Origin of the sequence: Caenimonas aquaedulcis (assembly GCF_015831345.1) — a bacterium.
Taxonomy (GTDB): Bacteria; Pseudomonadota; Gammaproteobacteria; order Burkholderiales; family Burkholderiaceae_C; genus Ramlibacter; species Ramlibacter aquaedulcis.
Map to the genome: position 1 here is coordinate 2,239,584 of NZ_JADWYS010000001.1, position 16,034 is coordinate 2,255,617.

13 protein-coding genes and 2 rRNA genes (1 of these 15 only partly in view) are annotated in these 16,034 nt (G+C 64.9%); 7 read left to right on the top strand and 8 right to left on the bottom strand.

Features of this window, described 5'->3' with window-relative positions:
• Nucleotides 1–29 precede the first annotated feature (29 nt).
• Both hppD and phhA read left to right on the top strand, forming a co-directional pair.
• A complete protein-coding gene (gene hppD, locus I5803_RS10780) occupies nucleotides 30–1,160 on the top strand; it encodes a 4-hydroxyphenylpyruvate dioxygenase (protein WP_196986364.1) in 1,131 nt (376 codons plus the stop codon).
• Nucleotide 1,161: 1 nt separating this feature from the next.
• On the top strand, nucleotides 1,162–2,010 hold the full coding sequence (gene phhA, locus I5803_RS10785) for a phenylalanine 4-monooxygenase (RefSeq protein ID WP_196986365.1): 849 nt from the start codon (nucleotides 1,162–1,164) through the stop codon (nucleotides 2,008–2,010).
• Here the strand turns inward: phhA and I5803_RS10790 are convergent.
• Complete coding sequence (locus tag I5803_RS10790) at nucleotides 1,928–2,629, bottom strand: methyltransferase domain-containing protein (RefSeq protein ID WP_196986366.1); 702 nt, start codon at nucleotides 2,627–2,629, stop codon at nucleotides 1,928–1,930. The genes phhA and I5803_RS10790 overlap by 83 nt on opposite strands.
• Before the next feature lie 93 nt (nucleotides 2,630–2,722).
• Between I5803_RS10790 and I5803_RS10795 the strand changes: the two genes are divergently transcribed.
• Complete coding sequence (locus tag I5803_RS10795) at nucleotides 2,723–3,235, top strand: hypothetical protein (protein WP_196986367.1); 513 nt, start codon at nucleotides 2,723–2,725, stop codon at nucleotides 3,233–3,235.
• A gap of 18 nt (nucleotides 3,236–3,253) precedes the next feature.
• Here I5803_RS10795 and I5803_RS10800 read toward each other — a convergent pair whose 3' ends face one another.
• The 5 genes from I5803_RS10800 to I5803_RS10820 all read right to left on the bottom strand — a co-directional run bounded on the left by I5803_RS10800 (nucleotide 3,254) and on the right by I5803_RS10820 (nucleotide 9,952).
• Nucleotides 3,254–6,382: an AAA family ATPase gene (locus tag I5803_RS10800; protein ID WP_196986368.1), complete on the bottom strand. Its 3,129-nt coding sequence runs from the start codon at nucleotides 6,380–6,382 to the stop codon at nucleotides 3,254–3,256.
• A 95-nt stretch (nucleotides 6,383–6,477) separates the two neighbouring features.
• Nucleotides 6,478–7,434, bottom strand: a complete 957-nt coding sequence (locus I5803_RS10805) for a M4 family metallopeptidase (protein WP_196986369.1) — start codon at nucleotides 7,432–7,434, stop codon at nucleotides 6,478–6,480.
• Nucleotides 7,435–7,554: 120 nt separating this feature from the next.
• Entirely contained in the window at nucleotides 7,555–8,214 is a 660-nt protein-coding gene (locus tag I5803_RS10810; protein ID WP_196986370.1) for a Crp/Fnr family transcriptional regulator, read from the bottom strand.
• 69 nt (nucleotides 8,215–8,283) lie between these two features.
• Nucleotides 8,284–8,937: a helix-turn-helix transcriptional regulator gene (locus tag I5803_RS10815; protein WP_196986371.1), complete on the bottom strand. Its 654-nt coding sequence runs from the start codon at nucleotides 8,935–8,937 to the stop codon at nucleotides 8,284–8,286.
• Between the two features lie 91 nt (nucleotides 8,938–9,028).
• Complete coding sequence (locus tag I5803_RS10820) at nucleotides 9,029–9,952, bottom strand: esterase/lipase family protein (RefSeq protein WP_231402385.1); 924 nt, start codon at nucleotides 9,950–9,952, stop codon at nucleotides 9,029–9,031.
• 99 nt (nucleotides 9,953–10,051) lie between these two features.
• Between I5803_RS10820 and I5803_RS10825 the strand changes: the two genes are divergently transcribed.
• The 4 genes from I5803_RS10825 (at nucleotide 10,052) to I5803_RS10840 (ending at nucleotide 15,079) form a co-directional block, all read left to right on the top strand.
• The gene (locus I5803_RS10825) at nucleotides 10,052–10,795 is read left to right on the top strand and encodes an FFLEELY motif protein (protein ID WP_196986372.1); all 744 of its coding nucleotides are present in this window, start codon (nucleotides 10,052–10,054) and stop codon (nucleotides 10,793–10,795) included.
• 50 nt (nucleotides 10,796–10,845) lie between these two features.
• On the top strand, nucleotides 10,846–12,531 hold the full coding sequence (locus I5803_RS10830) for an AMP-binding protein (protein WP_196986373.1): 1,686 nt from the start codon (nucleotides 10,846–10,848) through the stop codon (nucleotides 12,529–12,531).
• A 24-nt stretch (nucleotides 12,532–12,555) separates the two neighbouring features.
• Entirely contained in the window at nucleotides 12,556–13,485 is a 930-nt protein-coding gene (locus I5803_RS10835) for an MBL fold metallo-hydrolase (RefSeq protein WP_196986374.1), read from the top strand.
• 139 nt (nucleotides 13,486–13,624) lie between these two features.
• Nucleotides 13,625–15,079: a thioredoxin family protein gene (locus I5803_RS10840; RefSeq protein WP_196986375.1), complete on the top strand. Its 1,455-nt coding sequence runs from the start codon at nucleotides 13,625–13,627 to the stop codon at nucleotides 15,077–15,079.
• Nucleotides 15,080–15,204: 125 nt separating this feature from the next.
• On the opposite strand, the gene rrf is transcribed toward I5803_RS10840, so the two are convergent.
• Together rrf and I5803_RS10850 are read right to left on the bottom strand one after the other, a co-directional pair.
• Nucleotides 15,205–15,317: ribosomal RNA gene (rrf, locus tag I5803_RS10845) — 5S ribosomal RNA — on the bottom strand.
• Nucleotides 15,318–15,430: 113 nt separating this feature from the next.
• Nucleotides 15,431–16,034, bottom strand: a 23S ribosomal RNA gene (locus I5803_RS10850); it runs 2,274 nt beyond the window's last position.

Below are 16,034 nucleotides of genomic sequence, written 5' to 3' on the forward strand. Positions count from 1 at the left end.
TCCTTTCCCCTCGAATCCGGAGACACCGCATGAACAAGGCCCTGCCCCAGTCCGTCACCCAGCCGCCGCAGACCTGGGACAACCCCATGGGGACGGACGGTTTCGAGTTCATCGAATACGCCGCGCCGGACCCGAAGGCGATGGGGGAGCTGTTCGAGCGCATGGGGTTCAAGCCGATCGCGAAGCACCGGCACAAGGCCGTCACGCTGTACCGGCAGGGCGGCATCAACTTCATCATCAATGCGGAGCCCGATTCGTTCGCGCAGCGCTTCGCGCGCCTGCACGGGCCCAGCGTGTGCGCGATCGCCTTCCGCGTGAAGGATGCGAAGGCTGCCTACGAGCGCGCCATTTCGCTCGGCGCCTGGGGCTACGCGGGCCAGGCCGGCCCCGGCGAATTGAACATCCCCGCCATCAAGGGCATCGGTGATTCGATCATCTACTTCATCGACAAGTGGCGCGGCAAGAATGGCGCGAAGGAAGGCGACATCGGCAACATCGGCTTCTTCGACGTGGACTTCGAGCCGCTGCCCGGGGCGGAGCTCAATCCCGCGGGCATCGGCCTCACCTACATCGACCACCTCACGCACAACGTGCACCGGGGCCGCATGGCCGAGTGGTCGGGCTTCTACGAGCGGCTGTTCAACTTCCGCGAGGTGCGCTACTTCGACATCGAAGGCCAGGCCACGGGCGTCAAGAGCAAGGCGATGACGAGCCCCTGCGGCAAGATCCGCATCCCGATCAACGAGGAGGGCAACGAGAAGTCGGGCCAGATCCAGGAATACCTGGACCGCTACCAGGGCGAGGGTATCCAGCACATCGCCATGGGTTCGACCAATCTGTACGACACGGTGGACGCGCTCCAGTTGAACGGCGTGAAGCTGCTCGAGACCAGCGACACCTACTACGAGCTGTTGCCCAAGCGCATCCCGAATCACGGTGAAGACCTGCCGGGCCTGCAGTCGCGCAACATCCTGGTCGACGGCAAGCCCGGCGATCTGCTGCTGCAGATCTTCAGCGAGAACCAGCTCGGCCCCATCTTCTTCGAATTCATCCAGCGCAAGGGCAACGAGGGTTTCGGCGAGGGCAACTTCAAGGCGCTCTTCGAGACGATGGAGCTCGACCAGATGCGCCGCGGCGTGCTCGAACCGAAGAAGGCCTGAGATGGCTGTCGAACCGGCGGTGTACGGGGCGAGCGAGCGTCCGCCGCGCGGCGACTACACCCGCGCTGGCAGCGACTACACCTGTGAGCAGGATTACGCCGCGTACACCGAAGAGGACCACGACACCTATCGGCGCCTGTACGAACGCCAGGCCGCGCTCGTGCCCGGCCGCGCATGCGACGAGTTCATCCGCGCACTGCCGTCCCTCGGCGCGAAGGAGCGCATCCCGCACTTCGACGAGATCAATGCGCGCCTGCGCAAGGCAACCGGCTGGGAAATCGTGACGGTGCCAGGACTGATTCCGGAAGTCCCCTTCTTCACGCTGCTCGCCAACCGGCGCTTCCCGGTCACCGACTGGATCCGAAAGCCGCACGAGTTCGACTACATCGTGGAGCCCGACGTGTTCCACGACCTGTTCGGGCATGTGCCGCTGCTGTTCGACCCGGTCTTCGCCGATCACATGCAGGAGTACGGCAAGGGCGGCCTCAAGGCGCACGGCCTGCAGGCATGCGAACTCCTGAGCCGGCTTTACTGGTACACGATCGAATTCGGCCTCATCGCGCAGGACGATGGCCTGCGCGCGTACGGCGCCGGCATCCTGAGCTCGCCCGGCGAATTGCTGCATGCCGTGGAGGGCCCGGCGCCGCAACGGCTGCCGCTGGACATCGAGCGCGTGATGCGTACGCGCTACAAGATCGACAGCTACCAGCAGACCTACTTCGTGATCGAAAGCTTCCAGGAGCTTTTCGACAAGACGGCGCCGGACTTCACGCCGGTGTATGAGCGCGTGAAGGCGCTGCCCGAGATCGCGGCGGAGGCGCCGACGGTGGAAGCCGAACCAGCAACGTGAATTCGCGCAGGCCGTAGTCCGCGACCGGTTCCACCTGCGCCCCGAAGGCACGTTCGCAGAACCGGATCCACGGCTCGGGCCGCGTGCGGTACAGGCCCGGCAGGGGCTCGACACCGCGCGCGACCGGCGCGATGAAATTCACCGCGAAACCCAGCCGGCTTCCGCCAGCGAGCTGGCGCAGGGTGCGGCGAATCCATCCCTGCCACTGGGCCCTCGAAAATCCGAGCTGCACATTGAAGAGGCCGCTCGCCACCGATAGATCCGCCACGCGGGGCAGCACGCTGCCCACGACGAATGCCGCGCTCGCGTCGCCTGCCCCCGCTGCGCGAGCCTGCCCGATCATGGCCGTGGAGAGGTCGACGCCGCAGTAGTCGACGCGCGTGTCGCCATGGCGCTCCCGCACGAATCCGAGCAGCGCCCCGTAGCCGCAACCGAGGTCGTTGAGCGAGTACCGACGGCGCCGGCCCGCGATTTTCATGAGCTGGATGAAGCGCAATCGCTGCGTGGGTTCGCACGTCCAGTCCACGCCCCAGGGCGTTGCGCCGTGCCGCCGCACGAGGCGCGAGTAGTAGCGCTCCACCGCGAGCGCGGGGTGTGTGTCGCCGGCAAAGTTCGTCATCAGTTTGGAGGATGCGGGCACTTCGCAAAAAATGTTTCAGCTCGTACACTGACGTTGGATTTTGTTACGAACATCAAACCGGAGGACTCCCCCATGGGCTATTTCATGAAGCACAACGACATCCTGATCGGCAGCATGCTGGATCAGCTCAACCTGCGGTTTGCACCGCCGCAGGGCAAGGAGAAGACGTACGGCGGCATCGAGGAAATGGCGGCGCTGCAAAAGGAGTTCAAGATCTTCAAGACCGGACGCCCGCTCTCGGTGAGCGTGGCCGTGCTCAATCTCGCCGCGTACAACAACGACGCGAAGAACCACTGGCACGAACTGCTGGAGCATCTTTCCGATCACGGCTCCAACCAGGGAAAGCTGAACGGCGACCAGGCGATCGTCGCCGCGCTCGTGAAAAACCTGAAGGCGCCCCAACCGATGCCGGTTTTTTTCACCTCGCACGACATGCGCGACGGCGGCGACAGCGAGAAGGTGCTGATCACGCCGAAGGGCCGGCCCGTGTTCTACATCGAGCGCGACTACCTCGTGATCTCGCTGCCCATGAAGCCCTGGAACGACAAGGCGAAGCCCGCGAAGGCCAGGCCGAAGAAGAAGTGACCCGCCCGGCACGGCCGGTCAGTGCAGCACGATTTCCGGCAGCGCCTTCACCCTGAAAGCGAGCGGTCCCGCCTCGGTGGCGCGCACCAGTTCCCTCGCGCGCGCCAGCAATTCATGGGCGGACTCGTCCCCCCTTGCATTGCGCACCGCGCTGGCGATCACGAGCGCACGCACGTGCTGGTGGCGGTTCTTGCGCTGGTGCGACAAGTCCATCACTTCGCCGCACAGGGCTTCCGCCGCCTCCAGGTCGTCGGTGGCGTAGCAGCACTCGGCCAGGCAGGCGAGGAGCTCGGTCTCGAATTCCCGGGCCACGTTGTCGCGTCGAACCAGGTCCAGCGCGCGCCGGAAGCCCGAGATCGCGACCTCGTAGCGATCCTGCGCGTGATCGACGAGCGCGCGGCAGGCATGCGCGAACACATGCAGGTACGCGTTGCCCTGGCGTTGGGCGATCTGCTGCACGGCCCGCGCGTGCCGCTCCGCGGCGTCGCCGTCGCCCGCGAGGCAGGCCGCCTCGGCCTGGCCGAAGTGCGCGATCTGCATCAGGATGGGATCGACCGACTGTTCGTCCATGCACGTGACTTCGCGCAGGCACTGCGCCGCGGCATCGAGTTGGCCCATGCGGATCAACAGGCGGCCGCGCAGCACCAGCGTCCATTGCCGCAGGCTGAACCCGATGAAGGCTTCCTCGAAACTGTCGGCGGCCTGCGCGCCGCCGAGCGCGGCGTCGCTCGCGGCCAGCGCCTTGCCGAACATGCCCGCCCACCCGTAGCCCTGGCACAGGGCCGTGTCCAGCAGCACCCGGCTGCCGGGGGTGGCGTCCGGGCCGAGCAGGGCGCGCGCCTGCTGCACGAGTTCGACGTAGCGGTCCACCGATCCGCCGTTGGCCTGCAGCATCCGCCCCTCGAGGAACAGCAGGAGCCCCAGGATGCGCGCGTCGTGCTGGCCGGCGATCTCGCGCGCCTCTTCGATGAAGCGCATCACCTCGGGCATGGGCAGGCCGTCGCGCCAGCTGAGCCAGGCGATCTTGCCGCACGCGAGCACCTTGAGGCTGTCCACTTCGGCCGACGCCTCCACCGTTCGCAACAGTTCGCGCACCTTGCGCCAGCTGCCGGTCGCGCGCGCCGAATCGGTGGAAGCAATCCAGTTGGCGGCGCGGGCGGTGTAGCGCGCCGCATCGAGATGGCGCTTCGCCGCCTCGAAGTGGTAGGCGATCAGGCCCGCGAATTCGTCCAGCCGCGGGGCGTAGTAGAGCTCCATCGCTTCGGCCACCGCGGAATGCAGCTGGCCGCGCCGCACCTTCAGCTGGCCGTTGTAGGCAACTTCCTGGATGAGCGGATGGCGAAAGGCGAAGCGCCTGCCGCCTTCTGCCGGCTGCGGAAGGATCAGCCCGGCCTCGAGCAATCCATTGAGGCCCTTTTCGATCTGGCTGGCCAGGGGACTGGCCACATGCTCCAGGACGGAGAGCGGAATTTCCTTGCCGATGATGGCGCACATCAGGAGCAAGGTTTTTTCCGGTTCACCCAGCCGGTCCAGCCGCGCGCCGACGACGGCCTGAACTGTCGCGGGCAGTGCGCGTTCCACCGCGGCGAGCCCCTCGAGCGGCAGGCCGGTTTCCGTAGACAGCAGGTTGCTCTCCGCGATGGCGCGCACGAGCTCTTCGGCGAAAAACGGGTTGCCGCCCGCGCGCCGGCACACGAGGCGCCAGAGGTCGGGCAAGGTGCTGACCGGCGTCATCAGTTCGGCGACGAGCGCCTGCATCTCGTCGCCGGAGAGCTCGTGCAGCTCCATCTGCTCGAAGTGCGCCACGCCCAGCCACGGGCACCGGTAGGACGGGCGGTAATTCAGCAGCAGCACCGTGCGCGTGCCGCCGACGGCTTCGATCAGTGCGGAAACGAATTCCTCGCTCGCGTCGTCGAGCCAGTGAAGGTCTTCGATGAGGATCACGCGGGTGACGGCTGCGTCGTGCCTCACCAGCGCCTTGAGCAAGGCGAGCAGGCGCGCCTGCCTCGCATGGGCGCCGATGCCCGCGTCCGCGCCGGACGCCCCCACGCCGAAGAACTCGAACAGCAGTTCGAGGTCCGCGCGTGCCGGGTCGAGCGGCTGGAACCGGGCCTGGATGCGATCGCGCGCCGCCTGCGCATCGTCGGCAGCGGCGATGCCGAAGAAGTGCGTGCGAAAGAGTTCGAGGATGGGCTGCAGGGGCAGCGCGTGGCCATAGAGCTGCGCGCGGACCTCGAACACCGGCACGCCGCGACCGCGGCACAGCTGCGCGAATTCATGGCAAAGCCGGCTCTTGCCCGCGCCCGAGTCGCCCGCGATGCCGATGGCATTGGCCCCTCCCGTGTCGAGGGCGTCGATGGCGCGGACCAGTCGCGCGAGTTCCCGCGCGCGGCCGCGGAACGTACCGCTGCGAGCGCCCTGCTCCATCGCGCCCGACAACTCCATGCGCAGCAGCTCGTGGAGTTCCACCGGATCGCGGATGCCCTTGAGCGGGTGGACGCCGATGCAGCGTGTCTTGCAGGCATTGCCCGCGAGCAGGCGGCAAGTCTGCGTCATGCAGACCCCGCCGGGATCCGCCAGTGCCACCACGCGGCTTGCGATGTGAATCGTGAGGCCGTGCGCGCCGCCGCCCTGTCCGTCCCTCGCATCCTGGGGATCCGACGCGATCTCGCCCGAGTGCAGGCCCACGCGGATCTGCGGTCCGTGCGCGTCGCGCGCGAACACCTTCTGCATATGGAGCGCCGCCTGGCACGCGAGCAGCGCGTGGCCCTCCAGCGTGTGCGGCACGCCGAACAGCGCCATCACGCCGTCGCCCAAGGTGCGCACGACCGTGCCGCCGAAGCGCTCCACCGAGTGGCGCATGCGAAGGACCGCGGGCCGCAACCGGCCCATGGCCTCTTCGGGTCCCATCCCGGCGATCAGTTCGGTGGAGCCGACGATGTCGGCGAAGAGCACGGTGGCCTGCTTGAGTTCACCCCATTTGGGCACCGATTCGGACGCCGTGGCGGCCGCCGTCTCCATCGAGGAGCCGCAGGCGCCGCAAAAGCGCGCGCCTGGGGAAACGTCGTGCCCGCAGGACGGGCAGGCGCGCTGCAACTGCCCGCCGCAGCTTTCGCAGAATCGGTTGCCGGTCGGGTTGACCGTCATGCAGGACGAACAACGCATGCGCCTCTCTCTTGCACGCCGGGGTCCCGGGTGCCGCAGGCTGAGAGGATAGCAAACCGTCGCGGCCCGGGATCATCTCAGGGGATGACGCGCACCTTGCGCCAGGCCGCGATGACGGCCTTGTGCGGCTTCGAGCCGGGTCCCGCGAGATCGCTTGCAACTTCCACCGTCGCCTCGGCCCCGTCCGCGAAGGTGGCCGTGGACGTGAGGCGGCCCATCGCGCGGTACCAGATCGGTCCCGCGCCTTCCCAGGAGTTGCCGCCGATGGCAGTGGCCGCGAGGTAGAACGCGCGGTTGGGGATGCCCGAGTTGGTGTGCACTTCCCCACCCGGCACGAAGGCCCTCATGTCGGCCGCCTGGTCGTCGTCCGGATACGTCAGCCGCGTGTCGCCCGGGGACTTCAGCGAACGCACCGCGCGCCCGAGATGCGGCGCCAGGATGCCCTCGCCGACCAGCCAGTTCGCCGCGTGCACGTCTTCTTTCGCGTGCCATTGCTTCACCATGCTCGCGAACACGTCGGACAGGGATTCATTCAGGGCTCCGGCCTGGCCCACGAGGTCCACCTGGCGGCCGCGGTGCGACTCGCCGAGTCCGCCGGCGACGGTGTGCTGGGTGACCGCATGCGCGAGTTCGTGCGCGACGATGTCCAGCGAGCGCGTGAATCCCAGCACGTGAATCCCGTCGCCATCGCCGAAGAGCATTTCCTTGCCCGACCAGAAGGCGTTGGGAAATCGATCGCCGTAATGCACGGACGAGTCCACGCGCATGCCCCGGCCGTCGAGAGAATTGCGATTGAAGACCTTGGCGTAGAAATCGAGCGTGATGCCGACGTTGCGCCACGCGTCGTTGACCGCCGCGTCGTCCGTTTCACCGCCGGCGTCGCTGCGGACCAGTTTGCCGGGGAGCTGCTTTTTTCCGCCCGCGTCGTAGATCGCCCGGCCGGCTCGGCCCGCCGCCTTGTGCTGCACGGCACCGTCGGCTTCGCGGCGCCGTTGCGCCCGGATGTCCGCCGACGCCTGCGCGTGCGCCAGCATCCGGCCCGCGTGCTCGCCCTCGGCTCTCGACGCGACATGCCGCAACAGCCGCGGCGGCAAAGCGCAGCACACACAATGCCAGCGGGGAGCGAAGGGCGGGGAGTTCATCGCCGCCACCGCCTACCAGCGCGCGGGAAGCTTCTTCAGCAGGGTGATGCGCTTGACACCGAGCTCGATGTAGCCGCCCTTCTCGAGGTCCTTCAGGAGGCGGCTGACCATCTCGCGCGACGCGCCGACGCGGCTCGCGATGCTCTGGTGGGTGATCTGGGTCAGGAGGATGGGTGCGCCCGGGCGCGCGGGTCCCCCGTGCCCCTCGAGCGTGGCGATCACGCGGCCATAAACATCCAGCAACGCCATGTTGCGGGCGGTCTCGGTCGCCGCACGCGCTCGCCGGATGACCTGGGCGACCAGGTCGAGGGCGAATTCGGGTTCTTCGGCGAGGTGCTCGCGAACCGCCGCGCGGCTCACCACCGAACAGACGGAAGGCTCCTGTGTCATCACCGAGGCCGAACGCGGGCCGCCATCGAGGGACAGTTCGCCGAAGTAATCCCCGGCGCGGATGTCCCCGTACGTGATTTCGCGGCCGTTCTGGTCCGTGGAAAACACTTTCACCGCGCCCTCGAGGAGCACGAAGATGGAGTCCCCCATCTCGCCCTCGTTGATGATCACGCTGTTCTTCTTGTAGTTGCGAAAGACGCCGCGGACCGCGAGGGCCCGAAGGCCGGGATTCAGTGCGTCGATGAGTCTTTCCTGGGCAGCAGTGCGGCCGTTCGCATTCATTGTTGTTCCCCCAAACGGGCGAACTCTAGCAGACGGTCGAGCTGCAACCCACTGTGGCGGAACGCGCCATCAGTGCATGGGCTCGTGTCGAAACGGGGGCGCGATGGGCGGCAGGACGGCGACCCGGTTGATGAGTTCGCGCACCCCGCTGGACCTTGTCTTGGCGCACATGCTGCGTACATGGCTGCGCACTGTCGACACGGCCACCTTCAACTGCTGCGCGACCTGCGGCGCCGAGGATCCCTGGCACAGGATGCCCAGCACCTGCTCTTCGGTCGATGTGAGGCCATGGTTGCGCGCGAAAAAGCAGAGCATGAGCGAATCGCACACGGACGCCCGCGCAAGCAGGATCGCGGCGCGGGGTGAGCGGCTCGACCCGCCTTTCAGGGGAAGTAGCGCAAGCGTCAGGCCCGGGCCGGAGGGTGCGACGAGTTCGACCAGGCTGCGCTTGCCCTCCGCGACCTTCGCAAGCGCTTCCTGCAGGACATGGGCGCCTTCCGGTGTGCAGGCCATCAGCCGTCCTTCGCTGATGAAGAGGATGCGCCGCCGGCTCAATTCATGGCGGGCAGGCTGGCTGGCGTGCAGCATGCGCCCTTGGGTGGTGGCGACGATCACGCCGTGGGCGAGTTCATCGACAAGGTACGCGAGGCCCGCACTCAGGCCAGGATCGGCGTCCCCCGCAAAGGCAGTGACCGGGTCGCCGGCCTCCACAAGCATGTCCATCGCTTCTCCCATCCTTGTTGTTTGTGGGGAAAGCATAGGAACCGGCCCGCACGCCGTGGCGTGAATAAGGCGCCCGCTGCGTGTGAGAAATTCACCTCGGGTCGCTGCGTTCGAACAGCAGGAAGGTCGCGTCCATGACTTCGGGACGGAACGCCAGGTCGACGTGCGCGGCCCCGCGCACGAGCCGGTTGTCCGCGCCGGGCAAGGTGGCGGTGAGGACGGGAAAGACGATGTTGTCGCAGTTGGAGTACCAGCAGGTGAATTCGGGAGCCTGGCGGGCGCTCTCGACCCGCTCGAGTTCGGCCAGCCACATGCCGCCCTCTTGCATCTGGCGACCATTGCCGCCGCGCGAAAACCGTGCGAGCCAGGTCCCCCGATGCGGCGAACCGATGGTGACCACGTGATGCACCGCGGCGCCCCCTTGCGCCCGCAGCCACGCGCGCGCGGCAAGGCCGCCCATGCTATGGCACACAACCACCGGTGCGAGCCCCGTCGCCTGCGTCACCGCACGAACCGCGCGGCCGATCAGGGGCGCGTACTCGTCGATGCTGCCGAACACCGGCTCGAGGTTCACGGCCGCATAGCAACGGCCCTCCGCGCGTGCACGGGTCAGCCATGGCGCCCAGAAGCCGCGGTTGCAGAAGAATCCGTGAATGAAAACGACCCCGCGCTTGCGGCCCGCATCCCGCGAGGCGCCGAGTTCGTCGGGCACCGCCTTCCAGCGAAAGGGCTGGCGCCAGCAAAACACGCGGGGCGCCGTGGCGGTTTCGGCGAGCCAGGCCCGCAGCAATTCCTTCCATCCGGGCCGCAACGCCGCCGGTGCCCGTCCGGCAAGGCGCAGCGCGATGAATTCCGCTGCGAGGAAGAGCGAGTAGCCCATGCCGATCAGCACAAACCCGCACACGGCGAGCAAGGGAGACGTCGCCCAGAACCAGTCGAGCCAGGCTGCGGCGCACGCAAGAAGCGACAGCGTGATGGCCTGCTGCAGCCGGGCCAGTATCGAGCGCGTTTGCATGGACCGAGTATCACATCGTGCGGGTCGGCCGGGGCCACTCCCCACCCATGGGGTTGACGCGATGCCGCGACGTGCCCCGCATGGATAGACTCGGCCTGCATGGAAGCCGCACGACAAATTCGCGACGCGGTCGCCCGCGTTTCGCTGCTGCGACAGGCCTTCGACCAACGGCCCGGGTTGCGCGACGCCGTTCGGGAGGTGAAGCGCTTCCAGTCCCGGCGGTTTGCCGGTACTTATGCAGACCTGCTGCGCGGAGGTCCGCACGCAGATGCATCGCGCTTCTTCCTTGACGAGCTCTACAGCGACAAGGACTACACGGAAAGGGATGCGCAGTTCTCGCGCATTGCCGGTGCGATCGAAAGATTCTTTCCCCACCAGGTGGTGGACACGTCTGTCGCCCTGGCCGACCTGCACGCGCTGACCGAAGACCTGGACCAGGCCATGGCGCTCGCGTGGCTGCACACGTGCGCCGGGGCGGCGAGCGAGGCCTCGCGCTACGTTTGCGCGTGGCGCGCCGTCGGCCGGCGGCAGGATCGGCTGCAACAGCTGGAGGTCGTCATGCGGATCGGTCGGGAAATGGCGCATCTCACGCGCACTCCCGGGCTGCGCCTGATGCTGAAGATGATGCGCGGCCCCGCCATGGCTGCCGGCATGGCGTCGCTGCAGCGATTCCTCGAAAGCGGATTCGACCACTTCGCCTCGATGGCGCGGCACCCCGGGCAGGTCGAGTCTTTCCTCGAAATCATTCGCACGCGCGAAACAGCCCTGCTCACCGATCTTTTCGACGCTCCGCTTGTCGCCTGCGAGACGGAACTTGCGCGCACACTAGGACAAGCCCCCTAACGGCAGCGGTCGTGCGCTTTCACAATCGGCTCCGCTGAAGGAGATTCGCGATGGAAAAGTATTGGCTCAAGAGCTATCCCGAGGGCGTTCCGCATGATGTCCACCCGGAGCAGTACCGCTCGCTGACCCAGTTGCTGGAGGAGTCGTTCAGGAAGAATGCTTCGCGTCCCTTCTCCGTCTGCATGGAGCGGTGGATGTCGTATGGCCAGCTCGACGACCTGTCCGCGGCCCTGGGCGCCTGGCTCCAATCGCAGGGCCTCGAACCGGGCGCGAGGGTGGCGATCATGCTGCCGAACATCCCGCAGTTCGCCGTCACGATGGCCGCCGTGCTGCGCGCAGGGTACACCTGCGTCAACGTCAATCCCCTCTACACGGCGCGGGAGCTCGAGCACCAGCTCAAGGACTCCGGCGCCACCACGATCGTCATCCTCGAGAACTTTGCCAAGACCCTGGAAGAGGTGATCGAACGCACGCCGGTCAAGCACGTCGTGATGGCGTCGATGGGGGACCTGCTCGGATTCTGGTTCGGCAACTGGATCACCTTCGCGGTGCGCCACCTGGCGAAGATGGTGCCCGCCTACAAGCTGCCGCTCGCAGGCGGCCTCCAGGTGACGCCATTCAACCGCGCCATCGCGGCAGGCATGTCGATGAAGCTGGCCCCGGCGCAGCAGGATCTGGAATCGATCGCGTTCCTGCAATACACAGGCGGCACCACAGGGTTGTCGAAGGGAGCCATCCTCACGCACCGCAACATCGTGGCGGCGATCCTGCAGGCCGAGGCCTGGTTCACCCCCGCCCTCCAGCGCGTCGGGGACGTGAGCAAGACCAACAGCATTGCGGCGCTGCCGCTGTATCACATCTTCGCGCTGACCTTGTCGCTGCTCGCGATCCGATGGGGGTCTCACCTGACGCTCATCCCGAATCCACGCGATTTCGGCAAATTCATCGACGTGCTGAAACGGCGTCCGTTCCACCTGTTCCCCGCCGTGAACACCCTGTTCAACGCGCTGATGCAGCATCCCCAATTCAAGGGCATCGACTTCTCGCAACTGTGCGTCTCTCAAGCCGGGGGCATGGCCGCCTCGGAAGGCACGGCCCGCCAATGGCAGAAGGCAACCGGATGTCCGATGGTCGAGGGGTGGGGCATGAGCGAGACTTGTGCGATCGGCACGAACAACCCGGTCCTCAGCAAGGAGTTTTCCGGCACGATCGGTCTCCCGCTCCCCGGCATCGAGATCGCGATCAAGGACGACGACGGCCGTTCGCTGCCGATGGGCCAGGCGGGCGAGATCTGCATCAAGGGGCCCAACGTGATGCGGGGCTATTACAACCAGCCCGAAGAAAACGCCAAGGCATTCACGAGTGACGGCTTCATGCGGACCGGCGACATCGGGGTGATGGATGAGCGCGGGTACAGCAAGATTGTCGATCGCAAGAAGGACATGATCCTGGTGAGCGGCTTCAATGTCTTCCCGAACGAACTCGAAAACGTGATCTCGCTGTGTCCCGGCGTGATCGAGTGCGCTGCCATCGGCATCCCCGACGAAAAGCAGGGCGAGGCCATCAAGGTCTTCGTTGTGAAGAACGACCCGACACTCTCCGAAGACGATGTCGCCAAGTACTGCCGCCAGAACCTGACCGGCTACAAGGTGCCCAAATACATCGAGTTCCGCGATGACCTGCCGAAGACGAACGTCGGAAAGATCCTGCGGCGCGAGTTGCGCAGCGCACGCTAGCGCTCCGCAGGTTAGCCTTGCGGCATGGCGTCACCACATGAATTTCCCGCCGGGGTCATCGTCTTCGAGCGAGGCTGGCTGTCCAGCAATAACATCCTGCTGTCGGGAACGCGCGGCACGGCGCTGGTCGACACTGGCTACAGCACACACGCGGGGCAGACAGTCGCGCTCGCGGCCCGCGCGTTGGGTGCACGTCCGCTCGATGCGATCCTGAACACGCACCTGCACAGTGACCATTGCGGGGGCAATGCCGCATTGAAACGCGCCTATCCCGGTGCGCGCACTCTGATTCCGCCAGGTTTGGCGAATGCCGTGCGCCAATGGGATCCTGTCGCACTCACTTATGAGCCCACCGGCCAATCCTGTGAGCGCTTCGCCTTCGATGGCCTCATCGAGCCGGGAACCTGGCTGGCGCTGGGTGATTTGCGTTGGGAGGTCCATGCCGCGCCGGGCCACGATCCCCACTCGGTGATCCTTTTCGAGCCGGCGTCGCGTACCTTGATTTCCGCGGACGCCCTTTGGGAAAACGGGTTCGGCGTCGTGTTCCCGGAGCTCGAAGGGGAATCAGCATTTGGGGCGGTGGGTCAGACACTCGACTTGATCGAATCCCTGGCTCCGCGATGGATCATTCCCGGCCACGGTCCTGTCTTCGATGCGGGCCGGCTTCCAGAGTCTCTTGCACAAGCCCGCTCAAGGCTCGAGAGTTTCGTCCGCGACCCCGTGCGCCACGCCCGGCACGCGGCCAAGGTATTGCTGAAGTTCAAATTGCTTGAGCTGCAGGCTGTCAATCTCGACGCACTACTGGATTGGGCGTCCCGCACGGGCTACTTCAGCCTCGTGATTGGAAGATACTTCGGAGATCAGGAAGCCCCCGCATGGATACGAGCGTTGACCGAGGACCTTGTCCGGTCCGGAGTGGCCCGTATGGAGGGGGCGGTTATCGTGAACGTTTGATAGATCAGGAGTCGACATGCCATTACTTCCAGCAGCCGGTGGGGCCCTACGAGGGTTGTGGGTTGGCATTTTGGTCGGGTCGGCGATGGGCACTTCGGCGCCCGCACACGCTGCCGGATCCGCAATTGCCTGGCAATACGTGTCATCCGACGCGGAGGTGGACAAGGCTTTCGATTTGGGACGGCGTAGCGGCAAACCAATCTTCCTCTACTGGGGCGCGGTGTGGTGTCCGCCATGCAACCAAGTCAAGGCGACGCTCTTTTCGCGCGCGGATTTCGTGGAGCGATCACGTGCGTTCGTTCCCGTTTACGTCGATGGTGACAAGCCGGGCGCGCAAAAGGTAGCTGCGCGTTTCAAGGTGCAAGGCTATCCGACCATGATCTTGTTCAAGGCCGATGGCACGGAGGTTACGCGTCTTCCGGGAGAAGTCGATCCACAGCGATATCTTCTTACCTTGACCGCGGGACTCGACGCCCAAGTCCCGGCTAAGGAATTGCTGCAACGCGTCTCGGCGAAGCAGGCACTTACACCTGAGCAATGGCGACTTCTTGCCTTCTATTCCTGGGAAACCGACGAACAGCAGACAATCCCGGCGCCGGACTTGCCGAAACGCCTCGATGAGTTGGCAACGGCCGTACCAGCTGACGTCCCGCAGGTACGCGAGAGATTAAGGTTCAAGGCATTGTCCGCAGCCGCAGAGGGGGCCGGTTCGACTGGCGCCACAGCGCCGGAAAGGGAAGCCGGTAGAAAATTTGTCGATCAAATTCTCTCTGACTCCGAGGCCTGCGCGCGCATGGCCGATATGTTGATTGCCCAGGGTGAGACCATCGTCAAATACCTGGCACCTGCAGGGGCCGCGCGGCAGTTGCTGGCATCGAAATGGGACTCAGCTTTGGCTGGCCTGTCTGCAAAGATGGCGCTAAGCAAAGCAGATCAAGTCGACGCGTTGGACGCGCGGGTCGGACTGTGGAAGATGATCGACGGGACGGACACACTTGCTGCGGCGCGGCAGCCTCAGGTGCTCACGGAAATTGCGGCGCTGGTAGCGGCGACCAAAGATCGATATGAGCGGCAGGCGGTGGTGCCTGCAGCGGCTCACGTGTTGGCGAGCGCTGGTCTATTTGAACAGTCCGACGGTCTGTTGAAGGCGGAATTGCCCCGCGCAGTAGCTCCGTACTATCACATGCTTGGACTTGCGGGGAATGCCAAGAAGCGCAATGACGCGAAGTCCGCGCTTGATTGGTACGAACAGGCTTGGCGCAAGTCCGAAGGACCAGCGACGCGAATCCAGTGGGGGACAGGGTATGTAGGCCAGCTCCTGGAACTAGCGCCGCAAGACGCCTCACGCATCAAAACGGCCGCCAGCGCCGTTATTGCGCAACTTGAACCTAAAGCTGAAACGTTCTACGAGAGAAATCAGCGATCGCTGCAACGCATGGCGCTCAAACTGGATAAGTGGCATGGGTCGGACGCAAATCGGGTGGCCGCAGTCGACCAGCTTAGACGTCAACTCGCGGCCACATGCGCCCGCCTGCCGGCGAAAGACGCCGGCCGGGCAAACTGTGAGGCAGTTTTTTCCAAAACAGCTTCCTAGCAGCGCTTCTTCGATATCAGCGGAATCAACTAAGACCTCCCCAGAGTTGGAGGAGCCCACTTATTCTTAGGCGTCGCACAAAGCAAAACGCCCAGCATTTCTGCTGGGCGTTTGCCGCTGTAAGAGCCTGACGATGTCCTACTTTCACACGGGAACCCGCACTATCATCGGCGCAGAGGCGTTTCACTGTCCTGTTCGGGATGGGAAGGAGTGGGACCACCTCGCTATGGTCATCAGGCATAACTTGTCGTCATCTTGACTAGGTCAAGACAACCAATTCATAGAGCAAATCAGCTTCAATTTAGATTGCGTCAACTTGGCATAACACCCTGATCTGACGATCAAAGTTATAGGGTCAAGCCGCACGAGCAATTAGTATCAGTTAGCTTAACGCATTACTGCGCTTCCACACCTGACCTATCAACGTCCTGGTCTTGAACGACTCTTTAGGGGGCTCAAGGCCCCGGCAGATCTCATCTTAGAACGAGTTTCCCGCTTAGATGCTTTCAGCGGTTATCTCTTCCGCACTTAGCTACTCGGCAATGCCACTGGCGTGACAACCGATACACCAGAGGTGCGTCCACTCCGGTCCTCTCGTACTAGGAGCAGGCTTCTTCAAATCTGCAGCGCCCACGGAAGATAGGGACCAAACTGTCTCACGACGTTTTAAACCCAGCTCACGTACCTCTTTAAATGGCGAACAGCCATACCCTTGGGACCGGCTACAGCCCCAGGATGAGATGAGCCGACATCGAGGTGCCAAACACCGCCGTCGATATGAACTCTTGGGCGGTATCAGCCTGTTATCCCCAGAGTACCTTTTATCCGTTGAGCGATGGCCCTTCCATACAGAACCACCGGATCACTATGTCCTGCTTTCGCATCTGCTCGACTTGTCAGTCTCGCAGTTAAGCACGCTTATGCCATTGCACTATTAGCACGATGTCCGACCGTA